Source organism: Loktanella sp. IMCC34160 (genome assembly GCF_004145845.1).
Lineage (GTDB): Bacteria > Pseudomonadota > Alphaproteobacteria > Rhodobacterales > Rhodobacteraceae > SELP01.
In genome coordinates, this window is record NZ_SELP01000002.1 from 314,241 (window position 1) to 328,082 (window position 13,842).

Annotated in this window: 15 protein-coding genes and 1 riboswitch; of the genes, 8 read left to right on the forward strand and 7 right to left on the reverse strand. The window is 63.9% G+C overall.

What is annotated here, in order from left to right:
* Positions 1-108: 108 nt before the first annotated feature.
* Positions 109-301: riboswitch (cobalamin riboswitch) on the forward strand.
* A gap of 99 nt (positions 302-400) precedes the next feature.
* From EU803_RS05865 to EU803_RS05875, 3 genes are all read left to right on the forward strand, one after another.
* On the forward strand, positions 401-1,636 hold the full coding sequence (locus tag EU803_RS05865; RefSeq protein ID WP_129680752.1) for an aromatic ring-hydroxylating dioxygenase subunit alpha: 1,236 nt from the start codon (positions 401-403) through the stop codon (positions 1,634-1,636).
* A gap of 2 nt (positions 1,637-1,638) precedes the next feature.
* On the forward strand, positions 1,639-2,724 hold the full coding sequence (locus EU803_RS05870; RefSeq protein ID WP_129680754.1) for a hybrid-cluster NAD(P)-dependent oxidoreductase: 1,086 nt from the start codon (positions 1,639-1,641) through the stop codon (positions 2,722-2,724).
* A gap of 98 nt (positions 2,725-2,822) precedes the next feature.
* Entirely contained in the window at positions 2,823-3,179 is a 357-nt protein-coding gene (locus EU803_RS05875) for a hypothetical protein (protein ID WP_129680756.1), read from the forward strand.
* Between the two features lie 44 nt (positions 3,180-3,223).
* On the opposite strand, the gene EU803_RS05880 is transcribed toward EU803_RS05875, so the two are convergent.
* Together EU803_RS05880 and EU803_RS05885 are read right to left on the reverse strand one after the other, a co-directional pair.
* A complete protein-coding gene (locus tag EU803_RS05880; protein ID WP_129680758.1) occupies positions 3,224-3,667 on the reverse strand; it encodes a MaoC family dehydratase in 444 nt (147 codons plus the stop codon).
* Between the two features lie 155 nt (positions 3,668-3,822).
* A complete protein-coding gene (locus tag EU803_RS05885; RefSeq protein ID WP_129680760.1) occupies positions 3,823-4,695 on the reverse strand; it encodes a TIGR01459 family HAD-type hydrolase in 873 nt (290 codons plus the stop codon).
* Between the two features lie 118 nt (positions 4,696-4,813).
* Between EU803_RS05885 and EU803_RS05890 the strand changes: the two genes are divergently transcribed.
* Both EU803_RS05890 and EU803_RS05895 read left to right on the forward strand, forming a co-directional pair.
* Positions 4,814-6,061, forward strand: a complete 1,248-nt coding sequence (locus EU803_RS05890) for an aminopeptidase (RefSeq protein WP_129680762.1) — start codon at positions 4,814-4,816, stop codon at positions 6,059-6,061.
* A 63-nt stretch (positions 6,062-6,124) separates the two neighbouring features.
* A complete protein-coding gene (locus EU803_RS05895) occupies positions 6,125-6,640 on the forward strand; it encodes an alkylphosphonate utilization protein (RefSeq protein WP_129680764.1) in 516 nt (171 codons plus the stop codon).
* Between the two features lie 4 nt (positions 6,641-6,644).
* Here the strand turns inward: EU803_RS05895 and EU803_RS05900 are convergent, their stop codons facing one another.
* The gene (locus EU803_RS05900; protein WP_129680766.1) at positions 6,645-7,010 is read right to left on the reverse strand and encodes a hypothetical protein; all 366 of its coding nucleotides are present in this window, start codon (positions 7,008-7,010) and stop codon (positions 6,645-6,647) included.
* Positions 7,011-7,056: 46 nt separating this feature from the next.
* Positions 7,057-7,974: a manganese-dependent inorganic pyrophosphatase gene (locus EU803_RS05905; protein WP_129680768.1), complete on the reverse strand. Its 918-nt coding sequence runs from the start codon at positions 7,972-7,974 to the stop codon at positions 7,057-7,059.
* Between the two features lie 154 nt (positions 7,975-8,128).
* Between EU803_RS05905 and EU803_RS05910 the strand changes: the two genes are divergently transcribed.
* Positions 8,129-8,779: a DUF2161 family putative PD-(D/E)XK-type phosphodiesterase gene (locus tag EU803_RS05910; protein ID WP_129680770.1), complete on the forward strand. Its 651-nt coding sequence runs from the start codon at positions 8,129-8,131 to the stop codon at positions 8,777-8,779.
* A 103-nt stretch (positions 8,780-8,882) separates the two neighbouring features.
* Here the strand turns inward: EU803_RS05910 and EU803_RS05915 are convergent, their stop codons facing one another.
* Positions 8,883-10,055, reverse strand: a complete 1,173-nt coding sequence (locus EU803_RS05915; RefSeq protein ID WP_129680772.1) for a phytanoyl-CoA dioxygenase family protein — start codon at positions 10,053-10,055, stop codon at positions 8,883-8,885.
* An 86-nt stretch (positions 10,056-10,141) separates the two neighbouring features.
* Here EU803_RS05915 and EU803_RS05920 point away from each other — a divergent pair, with 86 nt between their 5' ends.
* The gene (locus tag EU803_RS05920) at positions 10,142-11,164 is read left to right on the forward strand and encodes a LacI family DNA-binding transcriptional regulator (RefSeq protein WP_129680774.1); all 1,023 of its coding nucleotides are present in this window, start codon (positions 10,142-10,144) and stop codon (positions 11,162-11,164) included.
* A 59-nt stretch (positions 11,165-11,223) separates the two neighbouring features.
* Here EU803_RS05920 and infC read toward each other — a convergent pair whose 3' ends face one another.
* Entirely contained in the window at positions 11,224-11,736 is a 513-nt protein-coding gene (gene infC, locus EU803_RS05925; RefSeq protein WP_347400078.1) for a translation initiation factor IF-3, read from the reverse strand.
* A gap of 236 nt (positions 11,737-11,972) precedes the next feature.
* Here infC and EU803_RS05930 point away from each other — a divergent pair, with 236 nt between their 5' ends.
* Positions 11,973-12,881 carry a hypothetical protein gene (locus EU803_RS05930; protein ID WP_129680776.1) on the forward strand — a complete coding sequence of 303 codons (909 nt, stop codon included), beginning with the start codon at positions 11,973-11,975 and terminating at the stop codon, positions 12,879-12,881.
* Positions 12,882-12,951: 70 nt separating this feature from the next.
* On the opposite strand, the gene EU803_RS05935 is transcribed toward EU803_RS05930, so the two are convergent.
* Positions 12,952-13,785, reverse strand: coding sequence for a ferredoxin--NADP reductase (locus EU803_RS05935; protein WP_129680778.1), 834 nt, complete (start codon positions 13,783-13,785; stop codon positions 12,952-12,954).
* Positions 13,786-13,842: the final 57 nt, after the last annotated feature.

Sequence of the window (13,842 nt, forward strand, 5' to 3'; positions counted from 1 at the left end):
CCCGGTATGCCAAGGAATGCATTCGCGGCGCGAAAGCAGGCTAATTTCGCCCATGTCTTTTCCCCGTTCCGGCTGGTCGCAAACAAGACGCACGCGCGGCGAATCCGGGAGTAGCAAGCAAACAGAGGTGCCGCCGTGAGGCGGAGAATTGGGAAGCCGGTGAAAGGCCGGCACTGCCCCCGCAACGGTAGGGACGGGAAGGTCATGACGGATACCACTGGGTCGCCCCCGGGAAGGTGTCATGACCGGGCCGACGGGCCCCGTCCAAGTCCGGAAACCAGCCTCTGAAAACGTCAACCGCGGGCGGCGGTCTTGGGCGGCTGGTCAGGTTTTGCCTGCCGCTTTCCCTTGTCCGCCAAACGCTTAACCGATGCCGCGGGGCTGCGGCGGAAAGGCAACCATGCTGCGTGACAGCGAGATTCTGACCAAATTGATGACCCGGGCCCCGGCCCATTCCCTTGAACAGGCGCTGTATACCGATCCGGGCGTGTTCGATCTGGATATGCGCCAGATCTTCTATCGCAACTGGCTGTTCGCGATCCCCGCCTGCGAGATCCCGAAGACCGGAAACTATGTCACCCACAAGGTCGGCCCCTATAATGTCATCATCGTGCGCGGCGGCGACGGCGAGGTGCGCGCCTTTCACAACGCCTGCCGTCATCGCGGGTCGGTCGTCTGCAACGCCAGGAAGGGAACCGCGCCGAAACTCGTCTGTCCCTATCATCAATGGACCTACGAACTGGATGGGTCGCTGCTGTGGGCCCGCGACATGGGCGCGGAATTCGACGCCTCGCGTCATGGGCTGAAGCCGGTTCATTGCCGCAACCTTGCCGGGCTGATCTATATCTGCCTTGCCGATGAGGCGCCCGATTTCGACATCTTCGCCGATGTGGCGCGGCCCTATCTGGCCCCGCATGATCTAAACGACGCAAAGATCGCGTTTGAATCCTCGATCGTTGAGAACGGCAACTGGAAGCTGGTCTGGGAAAACAACCGCGAGTGCTATCACTGTGGCGGCAATCACCCGGCCCTGTGCCGTACCTTCCCCGAAGACCCGTCGATCACCGGGATCGAAGGCGGCGAAACCCCGCCCTTCATGCAGGCCCATATGGACCGCTGCGAGGCTGCGGGCTTTCGGTCGGCGTTCCACCTTTCGGCCTCGGGGCAATACCGTCTTGCCCGTGTTCCCCTGAACGAAGGCGCGGAAAGCTATACGATGGACGGTAAGATCGCGGCGACGAAGAAGCTGGGTCAGATCCCGTTCAACGACGCGGGCAGCCTGTTGAAGTTCCATTACCCGACCACCTGGAACCATTTCCTGTCGGATCATTCCATCGTCTTCCGCGTCACCCCGCTGACCCCGACCACGACCGAGGTCACGACCAAATGGCTGGTGCACAAGGACGCGGTCGAAGGGGTCGATTATGACCTCGACCGGCTGACCGAGGTCTGGATCGCCACCAATGACGAAGACCGCCGCGTGGTCGAAGACAACCAGCAGGGCATCAATTCGCCCGCCTATGTGCCCGGTCCCTATTCGGCCCGGCAGGAAAGCGGCGTGATCCAGTTCACCGATTGGTATGCCCGCACCCTTGTGCAGGCCCTGACCGGCAAAACCCTGATCGCGGCGGAGTAGACATGGGACTTCAAGCAAATTTTACCGCCCTTGAGGAAGCGGCCATCTGGTCCGACAGCGAACCGCTGGAATGCGTGACCGTGGTGCCCGAGGCCCCCAATACTGCCACCTTCAGCTTTCGCGCCGCCTCTGGCGCGACCTTCCGGTTCCGGCCCGGTCAGTTCCTGACGCTGGAGTTGCCGGTGCCGGGGGAAACGATCTGGCGCACCTATACAATCTCGTCCTCGCCGTCGCGGCCGCTGTCGATCTCGGTCACGGTCAAGGCGCAGGAGGGCAGCATCGGCACCCGCTGGATGCTGGACCATCTGCGGCCGGGGATGCGGATCAAGGCCAGCGGTCCGGCGGGCATCTTCACCTTGCCGCAGCCGCCTGAAGGGAAATACCTGTTCATCTCGGCCGGGTCGGGGATCACCCCCAGCCTGTCGATGACCCAATACCTGTTCGACCGGGGGCAGTCGCCGGATATCTGCGTGGTCAACTGCGCCCGCAGCCCGTCCGAGATCATCGCCCGCCGCCAGTTCGAGCACATGGCCGCCCGGGTTCCGGGGATCAAGATCCATTGGGTCGTGGAACAGGACGACCCCTATGGCGTCTGGACCGGCTATCGGGGCCGTCTGACCCAGATCATGCTGGGGATGATGGCGCAGGATTACATGGACCGCGATGTCTATTGCTGCGGGCCAGAGCCGTTCATGCAGGCCGTGCGCGAAATGCTGATCGGCCTTGGCTATGACATGAGCCGCTACAATCAGGAAAGTTTCCAGGCCCCGGTCGAGGAAGCGGCTGACGCCCCGGAACTCGACGACGTGATCCCCGAGGCGGACGCCCTTGCCGAGGTGATGTTCAGCCTGTCGGGCAAATCCGCCACCTGCCGGGAAACCGATACGGTGTTGTCCGTGGCCAAGGCGGCGGGGTTGAACATTCCGTCTGGCTGCACCTTCGGCATCTGCGGCACCTGCAAGGTCCGCAAGACCGAGGGCGAGGTGGTCATGGTCCACAACGGCGGCATTTCGGACGATGACATCGAGGCGGGTTATATCCTTGCCTGCTGTTCGAAACCGCAGGGCCGGGTCGCCATCGACGTCTGACCCCGGATCGGGCCGCACCCTGCGACGCGGGGTGCGGCGCCCATCGCCCGCTGGGGGCATCCGTTGACAAGGGCGGTCCGATTGCCGCTAATCCCGGCATGAAGGTTTTACGGTTTCTGTTGCGTCTTGTCGGGGTGGCCCTGTTTCTGGGCGGGCTCTATGTCACTTTGTTTTTCGGGTTGGCGCTGTCGCAACTGAATGGCCATTCCCCAAGTGTTGGTGAAATGGCGTTCATGGCGATCATGGCGCTTGGTATCGTAGGGCCACTGATGGTTCTGGGGGTGCATCTTGCCTATTGGCGGTGGCGCAGGCCACGGCGGTCGGACGTGGCGTTTCACGTCCTTGTCTGGCTTCTGACCATTCCGGGGCTGACCTACTTGCCGCTGTTCGCGCTGATCTCCGCAGCCCTATCTTCGATTTTCATCGCAGTCGGGCGGGGGGAACCAAGGGCCTAGCGGCACCCGCAGGCGCGTTTGGCCCGGTCAAGCTTCGTCACAACTCAGTCGAACTTGCGGCTGGGAGCCAACACGGTCGCTTCGCCAATCAGGACCTTCTTGCCGTTCACCAGACAGCGGGTATCCATCGTCACCCGCCGCTTGGAATGGTCGATGCCGGTCACTTCGACCTCGGCCAGAACCATGTCGCCGGGCCGGACGGGGCCAAGGAATTTCAGGCTTTGGCCCAGATAGACCGTGCCATGCCCCGGAAGCTGTTCCCCGATCACCGCAGATACCAGCCCGGCGGTCAGCATCCCATGGGCGATCCGGCCTTCAAAGATGGTGTCCTGCGCATAATCGTCGTCCAGATGCACCGGGTTCCGGTCGGTCGATACTTCGGCGAACAACTCGATATCGCGGTCGGTCACCACTTTGCGCAGCGACCGCACCATGCCGATTTCAATGTCTTCGATGCAGATCGTCCCGCGGGGGGCATTGTCCAGCATGTCGCGCTCCATCAGGTAACAATTAGTCCAGTTCGTATCCGATTTTGAAACTTAATTACTTTGCAACTGCAGAAAGATCAAGGGGGATTCGGTTCGGGCAGCCGGAAATGATCCACCCCCAATGGGGGCGGATGACGGGGGCGATGTCAGGAAAATCAGCGCAGGAAGCCGATGGCGTAAGTTGGTGTTACCTGTTCCGCCGCGACCAGATCGTCCAGCGCGGCCGGGTCAGGCTGGTCCGTTGTCTTGGTCTCTGCCGCGGCAAGGCCGCCGGTGATGAACAGGCTGTCGATGTCTTCGCCCTGCGCGCCAAGGATATCGGTGCGAATGCCGTCGCCGATGGCGATGATCCGGGGGTCAGAAACCGCCCCGTCCAAGGCGGCATAGCGGCGGCGCGCGAGGTCATAAATCGGCGGGTGCGGCTTGCCGAAATACAGGCTCTCTCCCCCCATTTCTGTATAGAGGCGCGCCAATGCCCCGGCGCACCATTCACGGGATTCGCCCCGGTCGACTACGATATCAGGGTTGGCGCAGAGAAGTTTCATGCCCTTGGTCTTGGCATAAAGGAACTCGGGCCGGTTGACGTCCGGGTCGGCGTGCGGGTCGAAAGGGCCGCAACAGACGATGCCCTCTGCCTCGTCCAACGGAACCTTACGCACCGGGACCGGGTTGTCGATGATCGCCAACGGCTCGAAAAAGCTTTCGTCATGCGCCTCGCCCATGAACCAGACCTTTTCACCAACCGCCCCCCGGAACATGGCCGCGCGGGCGCTGTCGCCGCTGGTGGCGATGCTGTCCCAGGCGTCGTCTGGAATCCCCAGACGGTCGATCTGGACGGCGACGGGGCCACGGGCGCGGGGGGCGTTGGTCACCAGAACCACTTTGCCGCCACGGGCGCGGAACCCCTGCATCGCCGCGACGGCGTCGGGGAAGGCGCGCAGCCCGTTGTGCATACAGCCCCAAAGGTCCACGAAAGCCACGTCGTATTGGTCCGAAATCTCGGCGAAGGTCTGGATAATGCGGGTCATGGGCCTGTCCTTGTTCGTTCGCCCCGTTCCTAGCACGTCACGTCAACCGGGGCGAGGGGCTGGACGCCGTCCGCTGGGCGCGTAGTATCCGCCGGAACCTGAACCAGTGAGGCTGTGCATGACCGACGAATCCCTTCCCTTTGACGTAACCCGTCTGGACAAACTGGCCGAGGTTGCCGTGAAGGTCGGCCTGCAATTGCAGCCCGGTCAGGATCTGGTGATGACGGCCCCGGTCGAAGCATTGCCGCTGGTGCGCCGGATCGCGGCGGCGGCCTATCGGGCGGGGGCGGGCGTGGTGACGCCGATCCTGTCGGATGAGGGCGTGACGCTGGCCAAGTTCAACAACGCAAGCGACGAGGCCTTCGACCGCGCGCCGGACTGGCTTTATGCCGGGATGGCCGAGGCATTCGCCAATAATGCCGCGCGTCTGGCGATTTCGGCGGACAACCCGATGCTGCTGAAAGGGCAGGACCCCGAGAAAGTGGCCCGCGCGGGCAAGGCCAATTCGATGGCCTATCGCCCGGCGCTGCAAAAGATTGCCAATTTCGACATCAACTGGAACATCGTGTCCTATCCCGGCAAGGCCTGGGCGAAACAGGTCTTCCCGGACCTGCCGGAAACCGAGGCCGTTGCGGCACTGGCCAAGGCCCTGTTCGCGGCCAGCCGCGTTGACCGCGACGATCCCATCGCCGAATGGGAGGCCCATAACGCCCGCCTGAAGGCCCGCACCGAATGGCTGAATGATCAGGCGTTTTCGGCCCTGCATTTCACCGGAGGCGGCACCGACCTGACCGTTGGCATGGCGGATGGTCATGCGTGGAAGGGTGGCGCGTCCAAGGCCAAGAACGGCATCACCTGCAACCCGAACATCCCCACAGAAGAGGTGTTCTCGACGCCCCATGCCCAGCGGGTCGACGGGGTCGCCAAGGCATCGAAGCCGCTGGTGCATCAGGGCACGCTGATTTCCGATATCTCGGTTCGCTTCGAAGGCGGTCGCATCGTCGAGGCCACGGCGAGCGAGGGCGAGGCGGTGTTCCGCAAGCTGATCGAAACCGACGAGGGCGCGGCGCGTCTGGGAGAGGTGGCGCTGGTGCCCCATTCCTCGCCCATTTCGCAATCGGGCCTGCTGTTCTTCAATACGCTCTATGATGAAAACGCCGCCTGCCATATCGCGCAGGGGCAGTGCTATTCCGATTGCTTCAAGGACGAGATCGCCAGCAACCCCGAGGCGGTGACCGCCGGGGGCGGCAACACCAGCCTCATCCACGTCGACTGGATGATCGGCGGGCCCGAGACCGACATCGACGGGATCAAGCCCGATGGCACCCGCGTGCCGGTGTTCCGCAAGGGCGAATGGGCGCAGTAGGGGCTTTGACTGGACTTTCGGGCCTGTGCTGCTAGAGCGGGGCAAGCCCGAAAGGAAAGATCAATGACAACTTGCCTCCTGTGCGGCGCCGACGGCGCCATTGCCCATGATATCGCCGCGACGGATCTGTCCGCGCCCCTTTGCGCCACCTGTCTTGCCGGGGTGGAAGATGGGCCGCAGGACGCGCCCCATTGGCAGTGCCTGAACGAGGCGATCTGGTCCACCGAACCGGCGGCGCAGGTTCTGGCGTTTCGGCTGCTGAAATCCCTGCCCGAGGCACCCTGGGCCCGCGATCTTCTGGACATCGCCTATCTGGAGCCCGAGGTGATGGCACTGGCCGAGGCTGGCATATCCGGGGTGCCCGACATCATTCACCGCGACAGCAACGGCGCGGTCCTTGCGCAGGGGGATACGGTCGTCCTGATCAAGGACCTGCCGGTCAAGGGCGCGGGCTTCACGGCCAAGCGTGGCACGGCAGTGCGAGGCATTTCGCTGGTGCCGGACAACGCGGGCCATATCGAAGGCCGGGTCGAAGGCCAGCGGATCGTCATCCTGACCCAATTCGTGAAGAAAAGCTGATCGTCTACCCGCGCAGGTGCCGGGCATAGCCCAAGGCGAACAGGGCTTCGGGGATCACGGCGACAAAGATCCCCATCCCGACCCGCCCGGCGGCAAATTCGGCCAGCCCAAGCCCGACGAGCCCGGCCATCATTGCGAAGACAGACAAGGCAACGCCACGCCGCATCGGTCCTTCGGGCAGGTCGCGGGTTGCATAGACCATGCCACCAAGTCCCACGAACAGGACGGCCGCCCGTCGCGCCATGACCGCCGCCTCTGTCACCGGGTCCAGCCCGAAGGTGGCGGCGAAGAAACCGGGGGCCACCATCAGGCCAACCGCAAGCGCCGCGCAAAGGGCGGTGGTGGCAATGGCAAGCGCACGAAAACTCATCAGGGGTTCCAAATGAAAAGGGCCGCGAAACGCGGCCCCTTCCATATCAGACTTTCAGGTTCGGGATGATCTGCTTTTTCCGGCTCATGATGCCGGGCAGGACCACCGTGTCGCCGCTGACCGTCGCGCCAAAGCTTTTCTCGGCCACGGTTTTCACAAGGTCGTTCGGAACCAGCAGGGTGGCTTCCTCGTTCAGGATGTCGACCACGAACAGAAGCACCTGATCGGCACCGTCTTCAGCGGCCACATCGACCATCGACGCCATCAGGCTGTCCTTGCGGTCCAGCACAATCTTCGGCGCGGTGGTTTCCAGAACCGAGACCCGGAACTGCTTGCCACCGACTTCGTATTCCTTGGAATCCATCCGCAGCAGTTCAGCATCCGAGAAGGCCGAGACATCGGATTTCGCGGCGAACATTTCGGCGGCGTAGTCAGGGATCGAGATGCCCAGATCGGCAGCCAGCGCCTCAGCCAGCGCCTTGTCGGTCGGCGTGGTGGTGGGCGAACGGAATTCCAGCGTGTCGGACAGGATGCAGGACAGCATCAGCCCCTTGATCGCCTCGGGCATGGCGTCGGCATCGTCGCCCATCAGGTCGTGCATGACGGTCACGGTGCAGGCCAGCGGGCGGATGGTGATGTCGATCGGCCCTTTGGTTTCCAAACCGCCAACCAGCTTGTGGTGGTCGATGATCGCCTGAACGTCGGCGTTGTTGATGTTGGTGGGCAGCTCGGCGGGGTTGTTGGTGTCCACGATCACGCAGGCCTGATCGTCGGCCACATCCGCGATGATCTCGGGCAGGTCAAAGCCCCAGCGCTGCGCGACAAAGGCCGCTTCGGTGTTGGGCTGGCCCAGAAGCCGGGCTTCGGCCGGCTGGCCCTTGTGCGACAGGTACCAGGCCCAGATCAGCGGGGCGCCGGTGGAATCGGTGTCGGGGGCCTTGTGCCCGAAAACGAGGGTGGTCATGGGTTATCGTCCTGACGTTCAGATGTGTTTCGCGCGCCTTATAGGCAGGGGCAGGGGGCTTGTCACGGGGGACGGTTCGCCGCATGGATCAGCCCCGCCATGCGGGCAGGTCATGGGTCTTGCGTCCGGCCTGTCTTTGGCGTCGGATGCGCCCATGAAGGAACGCGATCTATACCCGCCGTTGAAAGCCCATCTTGAGGCGCAGGGCTATACCGTCAAGGGCGAGGTCGGCGCGGCCGATGTGGTGGCGCGACGCGGGGCGGAAGAGCCGCTAATTGTCGAATTGAAACTGGGGTTTTCCTTGGCGCTGTTTCATCAGGCCATTGCCCGGCAGGCGGTCAGCGACCAAGTCTATATCTGTGTGCCGACCCCGAAAAAGGCCGCCCGAGACAACGTGAAACTGGCCCGGATGCTGGGGCTGGGGGTGATCTTTGTCCGGCCCCGCGACGGGTTCGTCGAGGTGCAATGCGACCCCGGCCCCTTTCGCCCCCGAAAGTCAGCAAAGAAATCGGCCCGGCTTTTGCGCGAATTCGACCGGCTGCGCGGTGACCCGAACGATGGCGGCGCAACCCGGCACGGGATCGTCACCGGCTATCGGCAGGATGCGCTGGCCTGCGTCCGGTTCCTTGCTGTGCACGGGCCGTCGCGTGGGGCCAAGGTGGCGGATTGGGCTGAGGTGCCGCAGGCGACCCGGATCATGGCCGACAACCATTATGGCTGGTTCGAACGGGTCGCGCGGGGTGTCTACGGGCTAACCATGGAAGGTCAGCGCGGGCTGGCCGACTGGGGCGAGGGGCCGGACTAGCGCACTTACCTTCGCCGGTGCGCGAAGCGAACCGGCATGCGCCCGCCCGCCCCACGGCGGGCGCATTCTGCGCCCACCCGGTCGGTCACATGCCTCTGCTGAGCTACACCGTCTGTTTCAGCGCCTTGGCATCCAGCGCCGCGTTGAAGGCGGCGGGGGACATCCCTTCGGACAGGGCGCGGCGGAACAGGGCGGCCTGCGATTCCGGGGCCAGCCCGCCCACCGGCGGATCGCGGTCAAGATTGGTCGGGAAGGGATAGCCCTCTGCCGTGGCGGAAATGGCGGCGTCGATCTCCTCTGCCGAGATGCCCGAAATCCCCTTGTGCAGCACCGGATACAGCAGGCGGCACATCCGGTCGCGGTTGATCGCCTCAAGCGACCGGCCAAAGGCCGAGGACACCTGCACAAGGTTCACGAACCTTTCCTGATCCGCGGTCCGGTTGGCCCCGGCGGCATGGAATAGTGCGGGGTTGAAGAAGATCGCGTCGCCCTTTTCCAGCGGCAGTTGCACGAAGTTCTCTTCGAAATAGTCGCGGAAGGCGGGCAGGCGGTAGGCGGCGTATCCGGCGCGGTAGGCCTGGCTGAATGGCAAGAGCTTGGTCGGGCCGCTTTCCACCGGCATGTCGCAATGGGCGATGCCGCCCTGAAGGGTCATCACCGGCGACAGGTCGTGTACATGGGCCGGGTAGCGGGCCGAGATATCCGCCGTCTGGAACCCAAGGTGATAGTCCCGGTGCGCCTGCTGCGCCGCGCCGCCCGGATGCACAAGGTTCACCTGCGCGGTCATCTGGTAGTTCGGACCCAGCCACGCCTCGCAGGCGGCGTCGATGTTCACGTTGCCGAAGTAGCGGGCAAAAATCTCGGGGTCGGCCTCGCACAGTTTTTGCAGGCTGTTCCAGACCCGGTCGTTCGACCCGGCGGCGGCAAAATGGTCGGCGGCGGTATGGCCGTCCTTTTCGTCGGCGATGATCTGCATGTAGATTTCGGTCGCCCGGTCGATGGGCGCGGTATCGGCATAGGCGCCCTTGATGACGAAAACCCCCGCCGACCAGCGCAGAAGATGCGCCCATTCCGCCAGAAGGTGGGGCCGGGCCGCCGTGTCGGACAGGGCGGGGCGCAGGGCGCGGGCCTCGTAGATTGCGACGTTCTGGTCCACCGCTGCCGCATGGGGCACATCGCTGATGGACAGGGTCTGTTCACACAGGGCCTTCAGGTCGTTCAGGTCGCAGTCTTCGGCCCGGAAGAAGGCGGGCGCGGTCTGGCTCAGGTCTTTCATCTTCGGTCCTCCCGTTCGCATGTCCGGGTCAGGCTATCCCCGGCGCGGGATTGCCGTCAGCGCCGAAATCCATCAATAATCCATCAATGACCCATCGCTTTCCAATCAAGGAGATCGCCGCGCAGGCGGGCCTGTCTACTGCGACCGTGGACCGGGTGATCAATGGCCGCCCCCACGTCAGCCCGCAAACGCGGGCGCGCGTGGCCGCAGCCCTGCGCGAGCTGGAGGGTCAAGAGGCGCAACTGTCCGCGCGGGGACGTCGGCTGTTCGTCGATCTGGTGGTCGAGGCGCCGCGCCGGTTTTCGGCCGAGATCCGCGCCGCGACCGAGGCTGTTCTGCCCCGTCTGGGCGGGGCGGTCCTGCGGCCCCGGTTCGATTTTCACGAACGGATGGAGGCGGCGCAGACCGTGGCGATCCTTGACCGGATCGCTGGGCGGGGCAGTCAGGGCGTGGTTCTCAAGGCGCGGGATACCGGGCCGATCCGCGCCGCCATCGGCCGGCTGGCCGCGCGAGGCATCCCTGTGGTCACGCTTCTGACCGATGTGGAAGCGCCCGGTCGTCTGGCCTATGCCGGGCTGGACAATGCCGCGGCCGGGCGCACGGCGGCCTTTCTGATGGCGCAGATGCTGGGCGGGCAGCCCGGCGTGGTTCTGACCACCATGTCCGACAGCGCCTTCGCGGGCGAGGAGGCCCGGTTTGCCGGTTTCGCCGCCGACCTTGCCCGTCTGGCCCCGGGCCTTGTGATCCGCGACGCCAGCGGCGGCGGCGGGCTGTCCGACGGAACGGCAGAGAAAGTCGGGCAGGCGCTGGCCGATTTGCCCGACATTCGCGGGGTCTATTCCATGGGGGGCGGCAACCGCACCATCCTTGCCCAGCTGGACAAGGCCGGGATCGCGCCGCAGGTCTATATCGCCCATGATCTGGACCGGGAGAACCGCGCGCTTTTGCGGCAGGGGCGGCTGACCGTCGTTCTGGAACACGACCTGCGGGCAGACATGGAAACCGCGTTCCGGCATTTGCTGGCCGCGCATCGGATCGGGCCGGGGCCGGACCGGCCGGGCCCATCGGACATCCGGGTGATCACCCCCGCGAACCTGCCCGGCGTCTGACATGAAAAGACCGCCCGCGTCTGCGACGGGGCGGTCCTTCTCTCGGATGGGATCGGGCGCTACTTCAGCGGGCCGATCATCATGACCATCTGGCGGCCTTCCATCTTCGGCATGTTCTCGATCTTGCCGTGTTCTTTCACGTCCTCGGCAATCCGGTGCAACAGCTCGCGGCCAAGATCCTGGTGGGCCATCTCGCGGCCACGGAACCGCAGGGTCACCTTCACCTTGTCGCCGTTCTCAAGGAACTTGTACACATTGCGCATCTTCACTTCGTAATCATGGGTGTCGGTCCCGGGGCGGAACTTCACTTCCTTGATCTCGATGATCTTCTGCTTCTTGCGGGCCTCGGCCTCTTTCTTCTGGGTCTCGTACTTGAACTTGCCGTAATCCATGATCTTGCAGACCGGCGGATTGGCATTGGGCGAGATCTCCACGAGGTCAAGGCCGGCCTCTTCAGCCAGGTCCATTGCCTTCGCGGGATGAACGACGCCAAGGTTTTCACCTTCGGCACCGATGAGGCGGATTTCAGGGGCCCGAATGCGATCGTTGACGCGGGGGCCGGTGTCACGCACCGGGGGTGCGTTATGAGGTCTGCGAGCTATGGTTTTTACCTTTCGAACATTGAAGAATTCGGCCTGCAAACTAGACCTCGGGCCGCGGGACCGCAACCCGCAAAAAACGGCCGCTCAGCCAATAATTGCGGGGGGAGAATGGTGTTTTCGTTCCCGCTTCCGTATCTTTGCTGCATCTGACATAGAGTAGGTCGAATCTCCCTTGGGGGGAATTCCGTTTTGAAAGGGATCGTGAGATGAGAGCGACAATCATTATTGTCATCGCCGCCGTGCTTGGATTTTTCGGCTACCAGTATGCTGCAAACGGCCGTGGGCCGGTGGAGGCCGTCAAGGCGCTGACCGGTCAGACCGAGGAAGCCGCCGCGACCGCCGAGGAAATGGCGACCGAAGCCGCTGACGAAGCTGCCGAAGCCGCAGAGGAAGCGACCGAAGAAGCTGCCGAAGTGGCCGACCAGGTGACCGAGGCGGTTGAAGAAGCCGTCGAGGAAGCAACCACCGCCGTCGAAGAGGCCGTAGAAGACGCCACCGATGCGGTGACCGAGGCTGTTGAAGGCGTTGTCGACGACATCACCGGCGCCGCCGACGAGGCGACCGATGCCGCCGCAGAGGCCGTTGAAGAGGCTGCAGATGCAGCCGAAGGTGCTGCCGAGTCCGCCGAACGCGTCGCCGATGACGCCGCCGCCGCGACGGAAGACGCTGCCGATGCCGCCGCCGACATGGCCGATGACGCCGCGGCCGCGACCGAAGAAGTTGTGGACGATGCCGCCGCTGCCACCGAGGAAGCTGCTGACGCCGCTGCCGACATGGCTGATGACGCCGCTGCCGCGACCGAAGAAGCCGTGGACGATGCTGCCGCCGCCGCCGAGGAAGCTGCTGACGCTGCCACCGACATGGCCGACGATGCCGCCGCTGCGACCGAGGATGCCGCGACCGACATGACCGACACTGCCGCCGATGGCACGGATCTGTCGTCGCTGCTGACCGCCGACGGCTTCGATGCCGCCAAGATCGTGGAAGCGATCGAAGCCTCTGACCTTGGCGCGCTGCAGAAAACCGCGCTGACCACTGCCGTGAACCAAGCCGCCGACAACCCGGATCTGGTCGAAGGCGTGATCACTCAGGTGAAAGAAGCGCTGGGGATGTAATCCCCGCCTTATCCAAGAACGAAGGGCCGCCCAATTGGGCGGCCCTTTTCATGTCCGGCAGTCGGTGACGTCAGTCAAGGAACGCCTTTTCCACCACGTAATGCTGCGGCTTGGAGTTTGCCCCTTCGACAAGCCCGTAGCCTTCCAGCATCTCTTTGAGTTCGAGGTTGAAGGCAAGGTTGCCGCAGATCATGGCACGGTCGGTTTCCGGCGACAGGGGCGGCACGCCAAGGTCTTCAAAGGCCTCGCCCGAGCGCATCAGGTCGGTGATCCGGCCCATCTTGGGGCTTTGTTCGCGGGTGGTGGTGGGGTAGTATTTGATCTTCTTCCAGAACCCTTCGCCGATCACCTCGTTCAACAGCTCGTCTTCTTTCAGGCTGTCGATGATATTGCGGCCATAGGTCAGTTCGCCCACCTCGCGGCAGGTGTGAGTGATGATCACCTCGTCGTAATCCTCGTAGGTCTGCGGCTCCCGCAGGAGCGAGGCAAAGGGCGCAAAGCCGGTGCCGGTGGCAAAGAACCAGATCCGCTTGCCCGGCAGAAGTGCGTCATGCACCAGCGTGCCCACGGGTTTCGGGCGCAGGATCACCTGATCGCCGGGCTGGATGTGTTGCAGCTTCGACGTCAGCGGCCCGTCTTGAACCTTGATGGAATAGAACTCCAGCTCTTCGTCCCATGCGGGCGAGGCAATGGAATAGGCCCGCAGAAGCGGTTTGCCGTTGTCGCCCATCAGACCGATCATCACGAATTCGCCCGAGCGGAACCGCAGGGATTGCGGGCGTGTGACCCGGAAGGAAAACAGGCGGTCGGTATAGTGCTGCACCTCGGTCACGGTCTGCGCGTCGGGCAGGGTGGGGGTGGCTTTCACGGCGGTGGTTTCGGTCACGGGCATCAACTCTGTCATATTTCGCTCGCGGCATGTATTGATGCCACGTCCCCTTCTAGTCTTTGATCTGGGTCA

Excerpts from the sequence above, each read along its gene's own strand:
- EU803_RS05865 (WP_129680752.1), top strand. The coding sequence starts at position 401 with ATGCTGCGTGACAGCGAGATTCTGACCAAATTGATGACCCGGGCCCCG.
- EU803_RS05870 (WP_129680754.1), top strand. The coding sequence starts at position 1,639 with ATGGGACTTCAAGCAAATTTTACCGCCCTTGAGGAAGCGGCCATCTGG.
- EU803_RS05875 (WP_129680756.1), top strand. The coding sequence starts at position 2,823 with ATGAAGGTTTTACGGTTTCTGTTGCGTCTTGTCGGGGTGGCCCTGTTT.
- EU803_RS05880 (WP_129680758.1), bottom strand. The coding sequence starts at position 3,667 with ATGCTGGACAATGCCCCCCGCGGGACGATCTGCATCGAAGACATTGAA.
- EU803_RS05885 (WP_129680760.1), bottom strand. The coding sequence starts at position 4,695 with ATGACCCGCATTATCCAGACCTTCGCCGAGATTTCGGACCAATACGAC.
- EU803_RS05890 (WP_129680762.1), top strand. The coding sequence starts at position 4,814 with ATGACCGACGAATCCCTTCCCTTTGACGTAACCCGTCTGGACAAACTG.
- EU803_RS05895 (WP_129680764.1), top strand. The coding sequence starts at position 6,125 with ATGACAACTTGCCTCCTGTGCGGCGCCGACGGCGCCATTGCCCATGAT.
- EU803_RS05900 (WP_129680766.1), bottom strand. The coding sequence starts at position 7,010 with ATGAGTTTTCGTGCGCTTGCCATTGCCACCACCGCCCTTTGCGCGGCG.
- EU803_RS05905 (WP_129680768.1), bottom strand. The coding sequence starts at position 7,974 with ATGACCACCCTCGTTTTCGGGCACAAGGCCCCCGACACCGATTCCACC.
- EU803_RS05910 (WP_129680770.1), top strand. The coding sequence starts at position 8,129 with ATGAAGGAACGCGATCTATACCCGCCGTTGAAAGCCCATCTTGAGGCG.
- EU803_RS05915 (WP_129680772.1), bottom strand. The coding sequence starts at position 10,055 with ATGAAAGACCTGAGCCAGACCGCGCCCGCCTTCTTCCGGGCCGAAGAC.
- EU803_RS05920 (WP_129680774.1), top strand. The coding sequence starts at position 10,142 with ATGACCCATCGCTTTCCAATCAAGGAGATCGCCGCGCAGGCGGGCCTG.
- EU803_RS05930 (WP_129680776.1), top strand. The coding sequence starts at position 11,973 with ATGAGAGCGACAATCATTATTGTCATCGCCGCCGTGCTTGGATTTTTC.
- EU803_RS05935 (WP_129680778.1), bottom strand. The coding sequence starts at position 13,785 with ATGACAGAGTTGATGCCCGTGACCGAAACCACCGCCGTGAAAGCCACC.